The sequence below is a fragment of the Achromobacter sp. Root565 genome (assembly GCF_001427425.1).
In the GTDB taxonomy this organism is placed as follows: domain Bacteria; phylum Pseudomonadota; class Gammaproteobacteria; order Burkholderiales; family Burkholderiaceae_B; genus Achromobacter; species Achromobacter spanius_D.
In genome coordinates this window covers 3,521,064-3,539,354 of sequence record NZ_LMGO01000001.1, presented here as the reverse complement: position 1 = coordinate 3,539,354, position 18,291 = coordinate 3,521,064, and the positions used below count along the sequence as shown (strand labels likewise).

The 18,291-nt window shown below is 66.2% G+C and carries 14 protein-coding genes and 1 tRNA gene; 3 read left to right on the top strand and 12 right to left on the bottom strand.

Annotation, left to right across the window (positions count from 1 at the left end):
* The first annotated feature begins 298 nt into the window (after positions 1-298).
* Complete coding sequence (locus ASD71_RS15735) at positions 299-1,771, top strand: YdgA family protein (protein ID WP_056565693.1); 1,473 nt, start codon at positions 299-301, stop codon at positions 1,769-1,771.
* Between the two features lie 133 nt (positions 1,772-1,904).
* A complete protein-coding gene (locus ASD71_RS15730; RefSeq protein WP_056565690.1) occupies positions 1,905-3,356 on the top strand; it encodes a YdgA family protein in 1,452 nt (483 codons plus the stop codon).
* Between the two features lie 3 nt (positions 3,357-3,359).
* Here ASD71_RS15730 and ASD71_RS15725 read toward each other — a convergent pair whose 3' ends face one another.
* The 8 genes from ASD71_RS15725 to ASD71_RS15690 all read right to left on the bottom strand — a co-directional run bounded on the left by ASD71_RS15725 (position 3,360) and on the right by ASD71_RS15690 (position 14,152).
* Positions 3,360-4,568, bottom strand: a complete 1,209-nt coding sequence (locus tag ASD71_RS15725; protein WP_056565688.1) for an amidohydrolase family protein — start codon at positions 4,566-4,568, stop codon at positions 3,360-3,362.
* 27 nt (positions 4,569-4,595) lie between these two features.
* Positions 4,596-6,323, bottom strand: coding sequence for an ABC transporter ATP-binding protein (locus ASD71_RS15720; RefSeq protein ID WP_056565686.1), 1,728 nt, complete (start codon positions 6,321-6,323; stop codon positions 4,596-4,598).
* 7 nt (positions 6,324-6,330) lie between these two features.
* Positions 6,331-7,257, bottom strand: a complete 927-nt coding sequence (locus ASD71_RS15715; RefSeq protein WP_056565684.1) for an ABC transporter permease — start codon at positions 7,255-7,257, stop codon at positions 6,331-6,333.
* Between the two features lie 99 nt (positions 7,258-7,356).
* Positions 7,357-8,328: an ABC transporter permease gene (locus ASD71_RS15710; protein ID WP_056565682.1), complete on the bottom strand. Its 972-nt coding sequence runs from the start codon at positions 8,326-8,328 to the stop codon at positions 7,357-7,359.
* 119 nt (positions 8,329-8,447) lie between these two features.
* Complete coding sequence (locus ASD71_RS15705; protein WP_056565680.1) at positions 8,448-10,055, bottom strand: ABC transporter substrate-binding protein; 1,608 nt, start codon at positions 10,053-10,055, stop codon at positions 8,448-8,450.
* Between the two features lie 260 nt (positions 10,056-10,315).
* A complete protein-coding gene (locus tag ASD71_RS15700; RefSeq protein WP_056565677.1) occupies positions 10,316-11,704 on the bottom strand; it encodes a GTPase/DUF3482 domain-containing protein in 1,389 nt (462 codons plus the stop codon).
* A complete protein-coding gene (locus tag ASD71_RS15695) occupies positions 11,697-13,154 on the bottom strand; it encodes a DUF2868 domain-containing protein (protein WP_056565675.1) in 1,458 nt (485 codons plus the stop codon). The genes ASD71_RS15700 and ASD71_RS15695 overlap by 8 nt, the downstream gene beginning before the upstream one ends.
* Before the next feature lie 107 nt (positions 13,155-13,261).
* Positions 13,262-14,152, bottom strand: coding sequence for a helix-turn-helix domain-containing protein (locus tag ASD71_RS15690; RefSeq protein ID WP_056565672.1), 891 nt, complete (start codon positions 14,150-14,152; stop codon positions 13,262-13,264).
* A gap of 171 nt (positions 14,153-14,323) precedes the next feature.
* Between ASD71_RS15690 and ASD71_RS15685 the strand changes: the two genes are divergently transcribed.
* Positions 14,324-15,232, top strand: a complete 909-nt coding sequence (locus ASD71_RS15685; protein WP_056566969.1) for a DMT family transporter — start codon at positions 14,324-14,326, stop codon at positions 15,230-15,232.
* A gap of 59 nt (positions 15,233-15,291) precedes the next feature.
* Here the strand turns inward: ASD71_RS15685 and ASD71_RS15680 are convergent, their stop codons facing one another.
* The 4 genes from ASD71_RS15680 to ASD71_RS15665 form a co-directional block, all read right to left on the bottom strand.
* Complete coding sequence (locus tag ASD71_RS15680) at positions 15,292-16,488, bottom strand: aminotransferase class V-fold PLP-dependent enzyme (protein ID WP_056565669.1); 1,197 nt, start codon at positions 16,486-16,488, stop codon at positions 15,292-15,294.
* A gap of 34 nt (positions 16,489-16,522) precedes the next feature.
* The gene (locus ASD71_RS15675) at positions 16,523-16,996 is read right to left on the bottom strand and encodes a RidA family protein (protein WP_056565666.1); all 474 of its coding nucleotides are present in this window, start codon (positions 16,994-16,996) and stop codon (positions 16,523-16,525) included.
* A 119-nt stretch (positions 16,997-17,115) separates the two neighbouring features.
* Positions 17,116-18,027 (bottom strand): transcriptional regulator GcvA, encoded by a 912-nt coding sequence (gene gcvA / locus ASD71_RS15670; RefSeq protein ID WP_056565664.1) that lies wholly within the window; start codon positions 18,025-18,027, stop codon positions 17,116-17,118.
* A gap of 138 nt (positions 18,028-18,165) precedes the next feature.
* A tRNA-Asn gene (locus ASD71_RS15665) sits at positions 18,166-18,241 on the bottom strand.
* Positions 18,242-18,291: the final 50 nt, after the last annotated feature.

Genomic DNA, 18,291 nt, shown 5'->3' with positions numbered 1-18,291 from the left:
TCCAGCGGCAGCCTGTCGCTCTATTTGAGAGACTCCAATCCAGGCGGTCGAATAAGGAGAAAAGGGGAAGCGCCCATCAGGGCGAAGCTTGGCGGCGAAGGGCCGAGCGGACGTGCGCAGATTGGCTTGGCGCACGGAACGAATTGTAGCTGATGTGGCGGCGCAGCAAGCGCCCGAAAGGTCTCTATAGAATCATTCAGCAATATTTTGTATTATATTCGAACAAAATAAGTGTTTTCCCTAGTCGGCCCTCCCTATAATCCGTCGGCTTTCATCTATTCAAAATAAAAGGGATGCAATGAAGAAATCGGCATTAGTTGGCATCGTCGTCGCGCTGGGCGCGGTCTGGACCGGCACGGCCTGGTACACGGGCCAAAAGGCCGAGGAATTCGTCAAGCAGGCCATCGTCGACGCCAACGTCGAACTCAAGAAGGCCGGCGACAAGTGGGGCATCAACGGGGTTGCCGAACTGATGTCGTTCGAGCGCGGCGTGTTCTCGTCCGTCTCGCGCTACCGCATCAAGTTCACCACGCCTGCGGCGCAAGGCAAGCCCGCGCAGGAGCGCGACGTGGTTTTCGTTGAACACCTGAGCCACGGTCCCCTGCCGTTCTCCAACCTGAAGGTGGGCAAGTTCCTGCCGGCCATGGTGGCCAGCGATTTCGCGCTGGAAGAGACCGACACGGTCAAGGAGTGGTTTGCCGCCGCCAAGGGCGCCGTGCCGCTGTCGGGCCACTACAGCGTCAGCTACGGCAAGGACATCAGCGGCAAGTTCAACCTGGCCCCGGTCGAAGTCGCCAAGGACACCACCAAGTTCGTGTTCTCGGGCATGAAGGGCGACTTTGATTACGCCACTTCCACCAAGCGCGGCATCTTCGACGTGGCCGTCGACAGCCTTGAGTTGTCGGGCCCGTCCGACAACAGCGACATCACCGCCATGGCGGTCAAGGGCATCACCCTGGTCAGCGACCTGAAGCCGGCCGCCAACGACATGTACGTGGGCAGCCAGAAGGTGACGTTCAAGGATTGGACGATCACGTCCCGCGAAAAGCCGCCCGTCCAGCTCAAGGACACGTCGATCGCCGTGGACATGACCGAGAACGGTTCGGCCATGGGCGCCAAGATGGCCGTGGACTTCGGCATGATCAACGTGCAGGCCAAGGACATGGCCGGCATGAAGCTGGTCATCGACGCGCAGAATCTGGACTCCAAGGCGCTGAAGTCGCTGAACGACGTCTATGAGGCCGGCTCGCGCCGCATGCTGCAAAGCAAGGGCGAAGAACAGACGCCGCAATTCACGGACGAAGAAAAGGCTTTGCTCAAGACGAACTTCGAGCAACTGCTGGCCGGCAATCCGACGCTGGCCGTGTCGCCGCTGGAAGTGCGCACCGCCAATGGCACGTCGACGTTCAACCTGAACATGGCGCTGGTCAAGCCGGCCGCGCTGGAAGGCGACGCTTCCGACATGGCGTTGCAGGCCCTGAAGAAGCTGGATGCCAAGCTCGTGCTGTCCAAGGGCAACCTGACGGACCTGATGGCCATCGAACCGCAAATGCGCGGTGTGGCGGCTGAACAAGCCGTGCAGACTGCCAAGGGTCAGGTTGAAATGGTCGGCACCATGGCCACGGCAATGGGCCTGGGCAAGATCGAAAACAACAACATCGTCTCCTACCTGAACTACGCCGACGGCCAGGTCGACTTCAACGGCAAGAAGATGCCGCTGCAGCAGTTCCTGATGATGGCGATGGGCGGCGTGTTGGGCGGCATGCGCTAAGCTGCCGCATCACGATTGGCACGCCGCGATCTTCTCGGCGTCGCCTGCGACGGGCTGTCCTTGCGACAGCCCGTTTTTCTTTATGATCGGCCCTTGCGGCAATCTCGGCGTATCTCAAACAGACAGAGGCATCATGAACAAGCGGATCGTGGCGGGTGGCGTGTTGATGGCGGTGGTGGCGGCGGCGTGGCTCGGCACCGCGTGGTACACCGGCAAGCAGATCGAAGCCCGGCTTGCGCAAGACGTGCAGGCGTTGAATGCTGAGGCGCAGCACCTGAGTGCAAAGCTGGGCGTGCTCGTGACGCTCGAACTGCAATCTTTCGAACGCGGCGTGTTTTCTTCCGATGCGCGGTTCGGGGTGAAGCTCAATGTGCAGTCTGGACGCAAGCCGGCCGAGAAGACATTCGCGTTCACGAGCCACATCGAACACGGTCCGTTTCCTGCCTCTCGGCTTGCGTCTGGCGCTGTCGCGCCCGTGATGGCGGCGGGCCGGTTGCACATGACGGAGACGCCCGACGCAGCCCCCTGGTTTGCGGCCGCGGGTGGGTCGGCGCCGCTGACGGCGAACTTCCTGATCGCGTATGACCGCGACTTCTCGGGCGATCTGGCGCTGGCGCCGGTGAAGTATGCCGACGCTCCGATCACGTTCGACTTCTCGGGCTTGCAGATGCAGGTCAAACATGCCGGCGACGGCTCGCACGACACAATGTCACTTGCCGTCAACAAGGCCTCGCTGACCGAAGTGATCAGGGGCAATCCCAACACGCTGACCCTCGATGATCTGGCGGTGTCGCATGAACTGTCCGGCGCCGCGGAGTCCTCCACGAGCAGCTCGACGCTGACGGTCAAGCAATGGACGTCCAATATGGACAAGCTGCCGCTGGGCCTGAAGAACATTGCGCTGACGCTGGGTTCGGAAGGGACACGCGAGCGCATGGCCGGCAAGATGACGCTCGATGTCGGCAGCATCAGCGTGCGCGGTCTGCATGTGGCCAAGCTGCGGTTGGCGGCGGGCGGCAAGGACATGGACGTGGCGGCGCTCAAGGCGTTTCAGGACGCCACCACAAGCACGCCGTTGAGCGCGAAAAAGGCCGATCCCCTTTCGGGCGAGGGGATGCTTGCCGCGTCTCATATGTTGAAGTTCCTTCTGGCCCGTCCCAGCTTCACGCTGTCGACGCTGCAGGTCGACACGGCTCGTGGCACGTCGTCGCTCAGCCTGGATATCGGCCTGGATTCACCGTCATTCTGGAAACACGACCCCATCGCCATCGCCAAGGAGGTCGTGCGCAACCTGAGCGTGCGGCTGAAGCTGTCGCCGGAAAACATGGCCGATGTGATTGCGGCGCGGGCGGAACTGAAGGGCGCCACGCGTGAGGCAGCCCGGTCTGCGGCCGAGCGGGAAGCCGCGGGGCTGCGTGGCCTTGTCGCCGCATCGACCTGGGCCCGTATCGAGGACGGCGTGATTCAGTTCGAGGCGGACTACCAGGAGGGCCAAGTCGGCATCAACGGCAAGCGCATCCCCGTCGAGATCTTCCTGAGCCAGATGTTCATGCGCAATTCGCCGGGCGCCGCGCCGGCGCCCTGACATTCAGAACGGCAAGGCCCCCGCCGCAAGTTCGCCGTTGCGCAGCACGGCCACGTGAAATCGCTTGTCGGCGGCCTTCATGATGTCTTCAGCCGGGTCGCCCTGCACCAGCAGCAGGTCGGCCACCTTGCCCGCTGCAATCACGCCGTGGTCGGTCATGCCCATCAGGTCATGGCCGCGTGACGTGCCGGCGATCAGCGCGTCCACCGGCGTCATGCCGAACTCCACCATGTACGCCAGTTCCATGGCGTTCTCGCCGTGCAGGTTGAACGGCGTGCCTGCGTCGGTGCCCAGCGCGATTCGGCCGCCGGCCTTGTAGTACATCTGGAACGACTCGCGATGGCGCTGTTCCACCGCGCGGGCCTTCTCTACCGCGTAGGCGGGTATGCCGTTGTCGGCGTTGGCGATGATGTTGCGCACGGCGGCGATGGTCGGCACCAGATACGTCTCGGCTTCCAGCATTTCGCGCAGGCAGTCGTCGTCCATGAAGATGCCGTGCTCGATCGAATCGATGCCGGCGCGCACCGCGTTCAGGATGCCCTGCGTGCCCTGCGCGTGGCTGGCGGTGCTTTTGCGAAAGCGCTTGGCCTCGTGCACGCCCGCCTTCATTTCATCAAAGCTGTAGTGCGCATCCATGGGGCTGACGCCCGGGGTCATGACGCCGCCCGTGGCCATGATCTTGACCAGGTCGCAGCCGGCGTGAACCTGTTCGCGCACGGCCTTGACCACTTCCTCGCAACCGTCGGCCACGCGGCCGATGCGGTTGCCGTGGCCGCCCGTCATGCAGATGATGCGGCCCGAGGCCTTGATGGTGGGGCCGGGAAACACGCCGCGCGCGATGGCGTCGCGCACGCCGAACTCCAGATAGTCCTTGCCGCCGCAGTCGCGCAGCGCCGTGACGCCGCCGCGCAGGCTGGCCTGTGCGTTTTCCAGCGCCGTCAGCGTGATCTGCGCCGGGCCTTGCTTGCTCAGTTGCGCGTTGGGATCCGCGCCGCCCGTGTAGACCAGATGCACGTGGCAATCCGCCAGGCTGGGCATGAGCGTCATGCCGGTGGTGTCGACCCGTGCGCCCGCATAACCCGAGAATTCGTCCGCAGGCGCCACGCGGGCCACGCGCGCGCCCTCGACCAGCACGCCGTGGTTGGGCAACGTTCGCCCCTCGCCGTCGAATACCTTGCCGCCGATGAAGAGGGTTTGCCGTGACTCGCTCATGTCAGTGGTCTCCGTTGGCGCGCGGTTTCAGCCCACCACGTCCAGCCCTTCGCGGGACATGGATTGCAGGCGAGGCATCAGGCCGAGCAGATGTTGGCTGTAGGGATGCTGCGGGTGTTCGAACAGGGTCTCGGTGTCGGCGACTTCCAGCAGCTCGCCGTGGCGCATCACGCCCACGCGGTCGCACATCTGGCGGATCACCGGCAGGTCGTGGCTGATGAAGAGCATGGTCAGGCCAAGCTCTTCCTGCAGGTCCTTGAGCAGGTTCAGGATCTGCGCCTGGATGGACACGTCCAGCGCCGACGTGGGCTCGTCGCAGATCAGGAAGCGCGGCCGCGTGGCCAGCGCCCGCGCGATGCAGATGCGCTGGCGTTGGCCGCCGGAAAACTCGTGCGGAAAGCGTTCGGCGGCGCGGTCGGCGAGGCCCACCACGTCCAGCAGGTCGGCCACGATGCGGCGCGTCTCGGCTTCGCTCGTGGCCAGTTTGTGGAAGCGGATGGGTTCGGCCACGATGTCCAGCACGCGCATGCGCGGATTCAGCGACGAAAACGGGTCCTGAAAGATCATCTGGATCTGCCGGCGGAACGGATTGAGTTCCTTCTCGCCTTTGAGCGCCGTGAGGTCGGTGCCGCCGAACGTGACGGAGCCTTCGCTGGGCGTGTACAGCCCTGATATCAGCCGCGCCACGGTCGACTTGCCCGAGCCGGATTCACCGACCAGCCCAAAGACCTCGCCTTCGCCGATGGACAGATTCACGCGCTTGACCGCGTCCAGCGTGCGCTGGTTGCGCTTGAAGAACGCGCTCTTGAGCACGAACCGCATGGACAGGTCGCGCGCCTGGACCAGCGGACCGTCCGTGCGCTTGCCGAAGTCGCGGCGCTGCCCCAGCCAGTGCGTGGCCAGGTCCAGCGGTTGCGCGGGCGTGCGCACGGATTCGATGTAAGTCACCAGCGGAAAACGCTTGAGCTTGATGTCCGGACGCGGCACGGCCGAGATCAGGCTGCGCGTGTAGGCGTGGTCGGGATCGCCCAGGATCTTGGCGGTGGGGCCTTGCTCTACCAGCTTGCCGCGATACAACACTGCGACGCGGTCCGTTACGTCCGCAATCACGCCCATGTCGTGCGTGATGATGATCATGCCCACCTGCTCTTCGCGGCACAGCTTTCTAAGCAGGTCCAGGATCTGCGCCTGGATCGACACGTCCAGCGCGGTGGTGGGCTCGTCGGCGATGATGATCTCGGGTTCGCAGCACAGCGCCAGCGCGATCACGACGCGCTGCCGCATGCCGCCCGAGAACTGGTGGGGATATTGCTGGACGCGCAGCTCGGGCTGGTCGATGCCGACCTGCGCCAGCAGCTGCACGGCGCGCTTTTTTGCCGCGTCGTGCGTCAGATCCAGATGCACCAGCATCGTTTCCACCAGCTGACTTTCGACGGTCTGTAGCGGGTCTAGCGACGTCAGCGGATCCTGGAAGATCATGCCGATGCGGCGGCCGCGCACCTTGCGCTTTTGCGCCGGCGTCAGCGTGTCGATGCGTTCGCCGTTGAGCAGCACCGATCCGCCGGCGAGCCGTCCGGGCGCTTCCAACAGGCCGATGACGGCGTTGCCGATGGTGGATTTGCCGGCGCCGGATTCGCCCACCACGCCCAGAATCTCGCCTTTTTCCAGCGACAAGGAAACGCCGTCCACCGCCACGAGCGTGCCGCGGCGGCTGGGAAATTCGATGCGGATGTCTTCAATGTTCAGCAGGGCCATGACGTCCTCAGCGCAGCTTGGGGTTGAGCGCGTCGCGCAGCCAGTCGCCCAGCAGGTTGACCGACAGCACCAGCGCCACCAGCGCGATGCCTGGGAAGATCGAGATCCACCACATGCCTGAGAACAGATAGCTGTTGCCGATGCGGATCAGCGTGCCGAGCGACGGCGCGGTGGGCGGCACGCCCACGCCCAGAAACGACAGCGTGGCCTCGGTGATGATGGCGACCGCCAGGTGGATGGTGGCGATGACCAGCACCGGCCCCATGACGTTGGGCAGGATGTGGCGGCGCAGGATGGTGATGGGGCCGATGCCGATCAGCTTGGCCGCCTGCACGTATTCCTTGTTGCGTTCGACCAGCGTCGAGCCACGCACCGTACGCGCGTATTGCACCCAGCCGGAAATGCCGATGGCGAAGATCAGCACGTAGAGCGCGAGCTGATCGTGCATGTCGCGCGGCAACAATCCGCGCGCCACGCCGTCGATCAGCAGCGCGACCAGGATCGCCGGAAACGAGAGCTGCACGTCGGCGATACGCATGATGAAGCTGTCGACGCGCCCGCCCGCGTAGCCGCTGATGAGCCCGAGCGTCACGCCCAGCACCATCGAGAACAGCACGGACGCAAAGCCGACCAGCAGCGATACGCGCGAGCCATACATCACGGCCGACAGGATGTCGCGCCCCTGGTCGTCCGTGCCCAAAAGGAAATCTGGACTGCCGCCCTCTTCCCAGGCCGGCGGCGTGTTGGCGTCCATGATGCTCAAGGAAGCGAGATCGAACGGATTGTGCGGCGCGACGACCGGCGCGAACAGCGCGCCCAGCACGATGACCAGCGTGACGATCGCGGCGATGATGGCGCCGGGCGAACGCTTGAAGCTGTGCCACAGGTCGCTGTCGGCGGCGCGTGTGAAGAAGGGAGCGATGCGAGCAATCATGCGAGTTCCTTTTTTACCGCCGGGCCGTCCCAAGGTGAAAAAGCACCCCCTTGGGGGGCAGCAAGCCGGAGGCGCGGCGTGGGGGCCATTCCTTTTCCTTTATTTGCTCTGCACGCGTAGACGCGGGTCCACGGCGAAATACAGGAGGTCGACCACCAGGTTGATCACCACAAACATGAAGGCGATCAGAACGAGATACGCGGCCATGACGGGGATGTCCACCATGCTGATGGCTTGAATGAACAGGAGACCCATGCCCGGCCACTGGAACACCGTCTCGGTGATGATGGCGAAGGCGATGATGGAACCGAGCTGTAGCCCGGTGATGGTGATGACGGGCACCATCGTGTTCTTCAACGCATGGCGGAAATTGATCAGCCGTTCCGGCAGTCCGCGCGCCCGTGCAAACTTGATGAAGTCGGCACGCAGCACTTCCAGCATCTCGGCACGCACCAGGCGCATGATGAGAGTCATCTGAAAGAGCGCCAGCGTGATGGCGGGCATGATGAGCGCCAGCCATCCGGATTTGGTGAGAAAGCCCGTTGTCCACCATCCCAGGCTGACGACGTCGCCGCGCCCGAAACTGGGCAGCCATCGCAGCTGCACGCCGAAAAACAGGATGAGCAGGATGCCGATCAGGAACGTGGGCAGCGAGATGCCCGCCAGCGAAATCGCCATGAACGCCTTGGACAGCACGCCGTGACGCTTGAGCGCGGTGTAGATGCCCATGGGGATGCCGAGCGCCAGCGCCATGACGGCGGACACAAACGACAGTTCCAGCGTGGCCGGCATGCGCTCTTCGAGCAGGTCGCTGACTGGACGGCGATGCCGGTACGACATGCCGAAGTCGCCCTGCACCGCATTGATGACGAAATGCGCGTACTGAACGACGAAGGGATCATCCAGGCCGAGCTGTTCGCGCAACTGGGCGCGCTGTTCGGGCGTCGTGTCCTGCCCGACCATGCTGGCGACCGGGTCGCCCACGTAGCGGAACATGGAGAACGCAATCAGCGCCACCGTCAACATCACGAGCACCGACTGAAACAGCCGCTGCGCAATAAAGGAAAGCATGTCAGGAAGCCCTCTGGTTCGGACGGCGCCGGGCCGCGTTCCGCGCGCCGCGCGGAATTGGGGGCTGGGCCGGGCGCGTCCGGGCGGCGTGCGCCGCCCGGGGTTGCATCACGCGCCGCTTACGGCAGCACGACGTCGCGCAGGTCCAGCACGTCGTCGGCGCGCTGGGTGACGGTGACGTTTTCCTTCACGCCCCACGACATGGGCTGCTGGTGCAGGGGCAGGTAGCCGAAGTCGCTGCGCACGATGCCGAAGGCTTCCTTGATCATCGCGTTGCGCTTGGCCTGATCGGTTTCAACGCCGATCTTGTTGGTCAGTTCGTCCACCTTCTTGTTGCAGTAGCCGCCCAGGTTGAACTGGCCCGCGGCCGTCTTGGCGTCGCGGCACGAGGTCAGGTTGAGCAGCGTGTTGTGCGCGTCGGTGGAGCTGGGCGTCCAACCCAGCATGTACATGCTGGTCTGGTTGCCGGCCTGCAGCAGGATCTTGCCGAAGTACTTGGACTTGGTCTGCGCCAGCAGGTTGATCTTGATGCCCACGCGCGCCAGCATGCCGGCCACGGCCTGGCAGACCTTTTCGTCGTTGACGTAGCGATCGTTCGGGCAGTCCATCGTCACGGTGAAGCCCTTGGGGTAGCCGGCTTCTGCCAACAGCTTCTTGGCGCGTTCAGGATCGGGCTTGTACGGCGCGCCAAAGGATTCGTCATAGCCGTTGATCGACGTGGCGATCAGCGAGCCCAGCGGCTTGGCCGCGCCGCGCATGATCTTCTCGTTGATGGCCTTGGTGTCCACGGCCAGCACGACGGCCTCGCGCACGCGCACGTCCTTGAACGGGTTCTTGCCCTTCACGTCGGAGAACAGCAGCTCGTCGCGGTCCTGGTCCATGCCGATGAAGATGGCGCGGGCTTCGGGCGCGGTCAGCGGCTTGACGCCCTTGGCGTCTTCCAGGCGCTTCCAGTCCTGCACCGGGACGGGCTGCACGACGTCCATCTCACCCGAGATCAGCGCGGCCACGCGCGTGGCTTCCTGCGTGATCGGCTGGAAGATGACCTCGTCGATGTTGGTCTTGATGTTCTTGTTCCAGTAGCCGCCGTAGCGCTTGAGCACCGTCTTCACGTCGGGCTGGCGTTCGGTCAGCATGAACGGGCCGGTGCCGTTGGCGTGCAGATTGGCGTAGTTGCCCTGGTTGTCGCCCTTGACGTTGGTGGCCTCGGTGGTCTTGTTCTTTTCCGCCCAGTTCTTGCTCATGATGTACAGGAACACCCATTCGCGCGGCAGGATGGGGTTGGGCGTGGGCGTGGTGACTTCGATGGTGTAGTCGTCCACCTTCTTGATGTCGCTGGCCTTGGCGCCGTAGCCCTTCATGTCCGAGCCCGGCGTCAGGCTGCGCTTCCAAGAGAAGATCACGTCGTCGGCGGTGAACGGCGAGCCGTCATGGAACTTCACGTCGCGACGCAGCTTGAAGACCCATTTGGTGGGCTCGGGGTTCTCCCAGCTTTCCGCGAGCAGCGGCGTGAGTTTCAGGTTGCCGTCGTAGCCGGCCAGCGTTTCGTAGATGTTGCCTTGAAAGCCCAGCGTGAAGGTCTCGTTCAACGCCATCGGATCCATCGACGTGGCGTCGCCCTGATACGACCAGTGCAGCGTTTTGGCGGCCGCGCCGGCGCTGAAGGCCAGCGAGGCGGCCACGGCAGCGGCGAGCGCCGCCTGCTTGAAGTGGGGAAAAGTACGCATAGCCCTCATGCTCCGTGTGGTGCGCAGATCGCGCGACAGAAGTGACAGGGCCCCGGCCCCAAAGGGATCCGGGGCATGGCGTTGCTGCTGGAACCGATAGACCGACCCCTTGTGATTGGCATGACGGGGACGGACCTGCGTCGATGCAGATCGAATCTTATCGACGCATTCGTTTAAGCGTCAATTGCTTTGGATTGGGGTAATCACGCGCTTGCCGGATGCCGTGAATGGTGCGTTCTGCGGGGCGCGCGGGCCGCCGGTCATTCGGCCGGGAGCGGCGCGGAGGCTAGGGTTTTCGCCAATTCGAGAAGCATGCGCTTGCGGCGGTCGCTGTCTTCATAGTGTTTACCCAGGGCCGACCATTCGGGCCGGCTGCGCGCTTCCTTCAGCGCATCCGGCAAGGGGCCCTTGCGCCATGCGTCATCGGCCGGCAGGTCCAGGCGCAACGGTTCGCGGGCCGCGTGACCACGGCGCTCCAGCGCCTCGATCAACTGCCGCTGGCGCAATGCGAGCAAGCGCAGCACCGCATCGTCGACGCTGATCTCGCGATAGCCGCGCAGCTTGCCCGCGACGCGCTTGCCCAGCTTTTCGACGCCTTGCCACAAGCCGCCAGCGGCCGCGCCGATCAGCATGCCGGTGCCCAGGCTGAGGCCCGCGCTCATCAGGTCGACGGCGGCGCCGGCCATGGCGCCTGCGGCCGCACCCATGCCGACCTGCACGCCCATGTCCTTGAGCGCTTGCGGATGAAAAAGATCCATGCCCCAGCGTTCGCCCTGCAAGGGCAAGGCGTCGTCGGCGAAATCGGTGGCGCGGAAGTTGTAAAGGGCGAGCAGCGCGTTAACGCAGGTTTGTTCGCGCTGGCGCACCTGATCGCGCAGCTGGCTGGACGCGGCGGCCAGCGCGGCTTCGTCGCTCGCGCTGGATACATGCAGCGCGGCCACGTCGATGAGCAGATCGGCGACCAGTTCGTAGGCGGCAGCGTGGCGTTCGCGGCGTTGCGCGGCAAGGCTGTCGGACAAGCGCGCCAGCGCCCCGGCATGGCGGTCCAGCAGCACGCCAAGCTTGGCATACAGTTGCTGCTCGCCATCGAGGGGTGGCGCGATGGTGTCGAACTCGACCACCGCGTGCAGGCCCAGCCGGGCCATGGCGTCACGCCAGGCGTCGGCGCGGTGTGCGGGTGCGTTGACGAAGTTGAGCACCGGCAGCAGCGGCCGGCCGCAAGCGGCCAGGATGGCGAGTTCATCGCGATGCTTGCCCAGGACCGGATCGCGGGCGTCGATGACGTAGAGCGCGGCATCGCAGTCGAGCATCTTGGTCAGGACGCGCGCCTCTTGTTCGTAGCGGCCATGCGCTTCGGGGGTGTCCAGAAAGCGGCGGATGCGCGCCGGGCCGTCCAGTCTTTCGCCGGGGCGATCCAGGCGTTCCAGGTATTCCAGCAAGGCGATGCTGTCTTCCATGCCGGGCGTGTCGAACCATTCCAGCACGGGCCGCCCGTCCAGGCGCAGGCGCGCGCCTTCGACGTGGCGCGTGGTGCCGGGGCGGTCGGCGACTTCGCCGAACGTGGTGTCGCGGGTCAGCGTGCGCAGCAGCGAGGTCTTGCCGGTGTTGGTGTGGCCGACGAGCGCGATCTTGATGAGCGGGTCAGCCATGACCGGACTCCAGCCAGGTGAGCGGCGCGACGGGCGCCTGCAGGATGGCGTCAGCGGTCAGGCCTAGCGACAGCAGGCGATCGCGCCAGAGGCCGGCACGGGTTTCGGCGCGGGGTTCGGTAGGAGTGCCGTCGCCTGCGCGCGGCGTGATCAGCCAGACCCGCGTCTGTCCCGCGTGGGCCGACAGGTCCGCCACCAGCGACAGCGTGCCCCGGTCGGGCGTCTGGCGCGCGTCGCAGGCGATCAGCAAGCGCGAGGCCGCCGACTGGGCCAGCGCATCGAGCACGCGGTTGCGTTCTTCGCGCGTATCCAGGTTGCCGGCCTGGCGGATGGTGTCGGGCAGATCCGCGGGCGGCCACGTCAGATCGGCCGGCAGCTCCAGCGCCAGCAGCACGGGCTGCCCGCCCAGGCCGTCCAGCGCGGGGGCACGCACGCGCGGTTCGTGCAGGGGGTCCACGGGGCGGTCGATGCCGGTGGACAGCGCGGGCGGTTCAAGCCGGTCGCGCAGGGGCGAGAAGCCCGCCAGCGCGGGATCGATGCGCACGCGGCGCAACGCGCGCAGCGTGGCGGCGATGCACAGCGCGCCCGCGATCAGACGCGGCACGATGCCATAGACCACCAGCACGCCGATCAGCCAGAGCGACCATTGCGCCTGCGCGCTGGCCGGCAGGACCTGCGTGCCGTCGCTGGCGCGGATCGTCGCGGCGTCGGGCATGGGAAAGCCCAGATGCGCGGGCAGCCAGCCGATGGCCTGCGTGAGCCACACGAAGGTGTCCGGTGCGAGCAGCGTGGTGGCCCAGATGAAGCGGTAGCTGGCGGTGGACAGCACCGCCAGCAGCGTTGCGAGTGCGGCGCACAGCGCGGTCAGCCACAGCAGATGGCTGATGCTGCCGAACAGGCCGCGCAAGGCGCCTGCGCGCGACAGCAGATTCAGGAAGGCCTGCGGCACCAGCGCGCCATCGGGCCCGCGCGCCAGCTTGCGCGTGGCCCAGAGCCACAGCCGCCCAAAGCCCGTCACGGCCGCGGGCCGCAGCAGAAAGCTTGCCAGCCACAACAGGAAGGTCAGCGCATGCAGCCCCAGCAGGGCGCCCACGGCCCACAGCACGTTGACGGGCCGCGTGCCATCGCCCAACGCACCCGCCGCGGCGGCCGCGCCGGAAACCAGCGCCAGCACGAACAGCACGGCCAGCATGACCGTGGCGCTGCGGCGCCAGGCGTCGACGAGGGGATTGAGGTTTTCGCGTTGCGCCAGCAGCGCGGCGCGGGCAAGGATGCGCGACGGCAGGTCGGCATCGAGCTGGCGTACCTGGCGCACCGCTTGCGCGTCTTCAAGCGGCCCCCAGTGCGTTTCGCGCAGCCGGATCAGCTCGGCCAGCCAGTGCGCGCGCAAGGGGCGCTGGCCGGCGCTGTCGATGAAGGGGGAAATATCGCGAGAGGTCGGAAGCGGCATCGCGTCGGGGCAGGCGGGAGGTGGCCGGGTGAGGCCGAGTGAGCCGCTAGGGCGATGCGCCATTGTAGACCGCGCGCCGCGGCCGGCGTGATGCCGGATCAGAGGTGTCAGTGCCAGGCGTGTGCGCTGCGGTATTGGCCCGGCGTGACGCCGATGGCGTCGCGAAAGACGCGGGCAAGATGGCTGGCGCTGCCAAACCCGCAGGCCTGCGCAACGCTGGCCAGGTCGCCCTTGCCGGCCGCCAGCAGGCTACGGGCGCGGGCAAGACGCCGGCCCCGCACCCAGCTGTGCGGCGGTTCGCCGAACGAAACGTGGAACATGCGGGCGAAGTGATACGTGGACAACGCGGAAACCCCGGCCAATTCGTCGAGCGTCAGCGGATCGGCAAGGTGCGCGTCCACGTAATCCATCACGCGCCGGCGCACGCCGGGCGCCAGGCCGCCACGCGCGGGTTGCGGAGTCTTGCGCGCGACGCCCTGCATCAGCAGATGGTGGAGCACGGTTTCGGCGGCGCTGCTGGCGGCCAGGCGGTCGGCGGGTGCGTTCCAGTCGGCGCCCAGCAGCCGGCGGCAGACGTCGATCAGCGAGTCGTCCTGGATGTAGGTGCGGTCGCGCAGTTCAAGCGTGCGCGGTTCGCAGTCCAGCCGCATGACGGCTTCGCGTGCCAGCCGCTGCGGCGCGATGTACAGGTGCAGAAACCGTACGTTGTCGTTCATGCTCCAGCGAGAATGGTGCTCGGCGGGCAGCACGCAGAACTTGCCCGCGCCGCCATGCAGTGAGTCCTGACCTACGCGAAACGACCGATCGCCGCCGTGCAGGTACAGCGACAGCGTGTGGTGGCCGGGCGTTTCGTAGCCCAGGGTTTCGCGGGCGGTGCGTGACCATTGCGAGATCGCCATGCCCTCGCCCAGCGACGCGGCGCGCTGCAGCGTCGCGGTCGAGCGCGACAGCGTGCGGAATACGGAGAAATCGGCCGGGGCCGTAGCGGTGTTGCCCATGGGAAGGAATGCTACTGCGTTCGCGCGCGCGTGACGCGCCCGATCCGGACAAAAGCGCAAGAACCGGCAATTGCGGTGTGGCATCGGGGCGCACACTGGCTGCCCGGTGCGTCAGGTGGCTGCCGGTGTCCGTATCTGATCTTCGCGTGGATGGCCCGCGCTCATCGCATCATGAATCTCTTTCTTTATCTGCTCACTGTCCTGATCTGGGGCACGACCTGGATCGCCATCAAGCTGCAGCTTGGCGTGGTAGCCATCCCCGTGTCGATCTTCTACCGCTTCGCGCTGGCGGGGCTGCTGCTGTTTGTGGCGCTGCTGGCCACGCGCAAACTGCAGAAGCTGGACCGGCGCGGCCATTGGCTGTGCGTGGGACAGGGCCTGTGCCTGTTCTGCTTGAATTTCCTGTGCTTCTATTCGGCCACGCAATGGATTCCCAGCGGTTTGGTGTCGGTGGTGTTTTCGGCCGCCACGCTGTGGAACGCGCTCAATGCGCGGATCTGGTTCGGCACCCGCATCTCGCCACGCGTCATGGCGGCGGGCGCGCTGGGATTCTGCGGCCTGGTGCTGCTGTTCTGGCCGGAACTGGCGGGCCAGGAGGCCAGCCACGAGACGCTGCTTGGGCTGGGCTTTGCGCTGTTGGGCACGCTCTGCTTTTCCACGGGCAACATGTTGTCGTCCCTGCAGCAGCGCGCCGGCATCCGGCCGCTGACGGGCAATGCGTACAGCATGCTGTATGGCGCGGGGATCCTGCTGGCGGGCTGCGTGGCGGCGGGCTTGCCGTTCGGCTTCGATTCCTCGCCGGTCTATGTGGGCGCGTTGCTCTATCTGGCCGTGCTGGGATCGGTCGTGGGCTTTACCGCCTACCTGACGCTGGTCGGCCGCATGGGCCCGGCGCGGGCCGCTTATTGCACGGTGCTGTTTCCGGTCGTTGCGCTCAGCATTTCGACCATCGTAGAAGGCTACCGCTGGACGCCCTACGCGTTCGCCGGCCTGGCGCTGGTGATGCTGGGCAACCTGCTCGTGTTCACGAAATGGTCGCCCTTTACGAAGCGTGCGGGCGTGGCGGGCAAGACCGCGTAACACGGGTCCTGTTCGCCGCCGCGCGGCTGTCGCACGTGGACGCCGCGTTTACGCGCGCGCTATGCGGCCAGCTTGCGCAAGGCGTCCAGCAGCCGATCGATTTCGTTCGCGCTGGTCAGATAGCTCACCGACGCGCGCGCGACACGGTCCAGACCACGGGCCTGCATGTCCAGCGGGGTGTAGGGCACGCCGTTGCTGCCGATGGTGATGCCCTGCGCGGCCAGCGCACGCTGCACGTCGGCCGCGTCGTGCCCGGCGACGTTGAAGGCGACCAGCCCGGATTTGTCGCGGCCCTGGTCCAGCACCGACACGCCGGGAATGGCCGACAGTTCGGCGCGCAGCGTCTGGGCGTTGGCGTCGATGGTGGCGCGGATAGTGTCCAGGCCCACATCCAGCGCTTCGCGCAGGGCATTGGCAAGGCCGCAGCGTAGCGCCAGCGAGTTCTCCGCGGATTCCAGACGCGCGGCGTCGGCGCGCAACACGGGCTCGCCGTCCGCGCCCAGCGGCGCGGAATGCGTGTCCACGAAGGCGGGCGTGAGCCGATCCAGGAAGTCGCGCCGCACGTACAGCAGCCCCGTGCCGCGCGGTCCGCGCAACGCCTTGCGGCCGGCGCCGCTCAACACGTCGCAGCCGATCTCGCGCACGTCGATCGGAAACTGTCCCACCGCCTGCGCGCCGTCCACGAAATACGGAATGCCGTGCTTGCGCGCGACCCGTCCGATGGCTGCGGCCGGGTTGATGAGGCCGCCGTTGGCCGGCAGCCAGGTCAGCGCGATCAGCCGTACCCGGTCGTCCAGCATGGCTTCCAGCGCTTGCGCGTCCACGCAGCCGCTGTGGTCCGAGGGAATGGTCTCCAGCGTCGCGCCCGCGCGCTGCGCAATCAGACGCATGGCGGCCAGGTTGCCGCCCCATTCGTGGCGGCCGACCAGAATGCGGTCCCCGGGCTGCCATGGCGGCAGCGCCGCAAACGCGGCGCCCCAACCGGGCGAGTTGCCGCCGGTCAAGGCGATTTCGTCCACGTGCGCGTGCAGTAACTGCCCCGCCAGCGAACGGGCCGCTTCGGTCAGGTCGCGCGCCGTCACGCCTGCCTCCATCGGCCCCTGCGCCGCTTCACGCTTCAGATGCGCATGAATGGCCTGGAGCGTGGCTTCTGAAGGCAGCGACGCGCCGGCGTGATTGAAGTGCATCGTGCTTTGCGCGCCGGGCGTGAGGGCGCGCAACGCCTGAACGGCGCTCGGGGTCAGGGGGGCGGTCATGGCAAATCCTGTTGTTGCGATCAGGCGGCGGTCATCAGGCCGGGGTCAGCGCGATCACGGCCTCGACTTCCACCGACACGCCTTGCGGCAAAGCGGCGACGCCGACGGCGCTGCGGGCATGGCGTCCCGCGTCGCCGAACACCTCGACCATCAGGTCCGAAGCGCCATTGGCGATGGCGCTCTGGCGATTGAAGTCCGGCGCGCTGGCAACGAACACGCCCAGCTTGACGACGCGCGCCACGCGGTCCAGGCGGTCGCCGGTGGCGGCGGCGATCTGCGACAGGATGCCCAGCGCGCTGGCGCGCGCAGCCTCGACGCCGTCGGCGTCCGACACCTGATGGCCCAATTGGCCCAGGTAGGCCGCCTTGCCGTCCTTGCGGGAGATCTGGCCGGAGATGTAGAGCAGGTTGCCCTCCTGAACGAAGGGCACGTAGTTCGCGGCCGGGGCGGCGGCGGCCTCCAGAACCAGGCCAAGCTCGGCAACGCGGGCGGAAATGCTGCGGGTCATATCGAATCACCTATGAAAGAAAGGGAAGGCGCGTCTTGACGCTGCCCTGATGCTATCGGGCGCGGCGTGACATGACCAATCAATTCTTGCTCGGTACGTATGAGTAAAACTAATACGTGTCAGACATCCGTGTTTTGGGCTGCGGTCTGTGCCAGCCAGTGGTGCAACGCCTGAACGGGCTCGCTGAATGCGCCGCGGGGCGTGACGAACCACCAGCCGATGCGCGGATCTTCCAGCACCGCGCCGGGCAGCGCCTCAACCAGTGCCCCGCTCGCCAGGTGCGCTGCGATCAGCTTTTCGCGGCCCATCGCCAGGCCCTGCCCCGCGAGGGCGGCCTCGACGACGATGTTGTAGTCATGCAGCCGTACCGTGCGGGCGGCGCCCAGATCCAGTCCGTACCGGTGCGCCCACGCGTCCCACTCGAACTGCTGCTGCGCGTGGGAGACCAGCAGCGGGTGGCGCAGCAGGTCGGCGGACGTCTTCGGCCGCTTTCGGCCCGCCACGAGCGCGGGCGCGCACACGACGGATAAGCGTTCCGTCATCAGCAATGTGCTGCGCACGCCGGGCCAGCCGCCGCGGCCATAGCGGATCGCGGCGTCGACCTCGCCGCCCGCAACATCCGCCAGCGCGATGTCGGGCTGCAATTGCAGATCGATATGGGGATGCGCGGCGGCAAAGGCGGGCAGGCGCGTCGCAAGCCAGCGCGTGGCGAACGAGGCCAGCAATCCGATCCGCAGCGTATGGCGCGCGGGCTCGGGCGCGCGCAGTTCCTCGGTGCCCTGGCGCAGCAGCTCGAACGCCGCGTGCACGCGGGCGTAGTAGGCCTGGCCGGCCTCGGTCAGCGCGACGGCGCGCGTGCGCCGTTCAAAAAGCGCCACGCCCAATTCCTTTTCCAGCCGCTGGATGTGATGGCTGATCGCGCTCTGCGTGACGAACAGCTCTTCTCCGGCCTGCGAAAAGCTCAGCCGCCGCGCGGCGGCCTCGAAGGCGCGCAGGGATACCAGAGGCGGCAGGGATCGCGAGGAACGCATCGGTGTGCAGGGACGGAAGGTGCGGAAGATGCGGGTGATGCTACGCGATGCGCGGAGGTTGGCAACTTGCGCCCCAATGCAAAAAGCCCGCAAACAGGTTGCGGGCTTTTTTAGGGGTACTGCGGTACTGCAAATTCTTGGCTCCCCGAGCTGGGCTCGAACCAGCGACCTGCGGATTAACAGTCCGTCGCTCTACCGACTGAGCTATCGGGGAACAGGTAGAGGGGGCGAATTATGCACAAAAAATCGGAAGAATGCAAAGCG

Excerpts from the sequence above, each read along its gene's own strand:
- ASD71_RS15735 (WP_056565693.1), top strand. The coding sequence starts at position 299 with ATGAAGAAATCGGCATTAGTTGGCATCGTCGTCGCGCTGGGCGCGGTC.
- ASD71_RS15730 (WP_056565690.1), top strand. The coding sequence starts at position 1,905 with ATGAACAAGCGGATCGTGGCGGGTGGCGTGTTGATGGCGGTGGTGGCG.
- ASD71_RS15725 (WP_056565688.1), bottom strand. The coding sequence starts at position 4,568 with ATGAGCGAGTCACGGCAAACCCTCTTCATCGGCGGCAAGGTATTCGAC.
- ASD71_RS15720 (WP_056565686.1), bottom strand. The coding sequence starts at position 6,323 with ATGGCCCTGCTGAACATTGAAGACATCCGCATCGAATTTCCCAGCCGC.
- ASD71_RS15715 (WP_056565684.1), bottom strand. The coding sequence starts at position 7,257 with ATGATTGCTCGCATCGCTCCCTTCTTCACACGCGCCGCCGACAGCGAC.
- ASD71_RS15710 (WP_056565682.1), bottom strand. The coding sequence starts at position 8,328 with ATGCTTTCCTTTATTGCGCAGCGGCTGTTTCAGTCGGTGCTCGTGATG.
- ASD71_RS15705 (WP_056565680.1), bottom strand. The coding sequence starts at position 10,055 with ATGCGTACTTTTCCCCACTTCAAGCAGGCGGCGCTCGCCGCTGCCGTG.
- ASD71_RS15700 (WP_056565677.1), bottom strand. The coding sequence starts at position 11,704 with ATGGCTGACCCGCTCATCAAGATCGCGCTCGTCGGCCACACCAACACC.
- ASD71_RS15695 (WP_056565675.1), bottom strand. The coding sequence starts at position 13,154 with ATGCCGCTTCCGACCTCTCGCGATATTTCCCCCTTCATCGACAGCGCC.
- ASD71_RS15690 (WP_056565672.1), bottom strand. The coding sequence starts at position 14,152 with ATGGGCAACACCGCTACGGCCCCGGCCGATTTCTCCGTATTCCGCACG.
- ASD71_RS15685 (WP_056566969.1), top strand. The coding sequence starts at position 14,324 with ATGAATCTCTTTCTTTATCTGCTCACTGTCCTGATCTGGGGCACGACC.
- ASD71_RS15680 (WP_056565669.1), bottom strand. The coding sequence starts at position 16,488 with ATGACCGCCCCCCTGACCCCGAGCGCCGTTCAGGCGTTGCGCGCCCTC.
- ASD71_RS15675 (WP_056565666.1), bottom strand. The coding sequence starts at position 16,996 with ATGACCCGCAGCATTTCCGCCCGCGTTGCCGAGCTTGGCCTGGTTCTG.
- gcvA (WP_056565664.1), bottom strand. The coding sequence starts at position 18,027 with ATGCGTTCCTCGCGATCCCTGCCGCCTCTGGTATCCCTGCGCGCCTTC.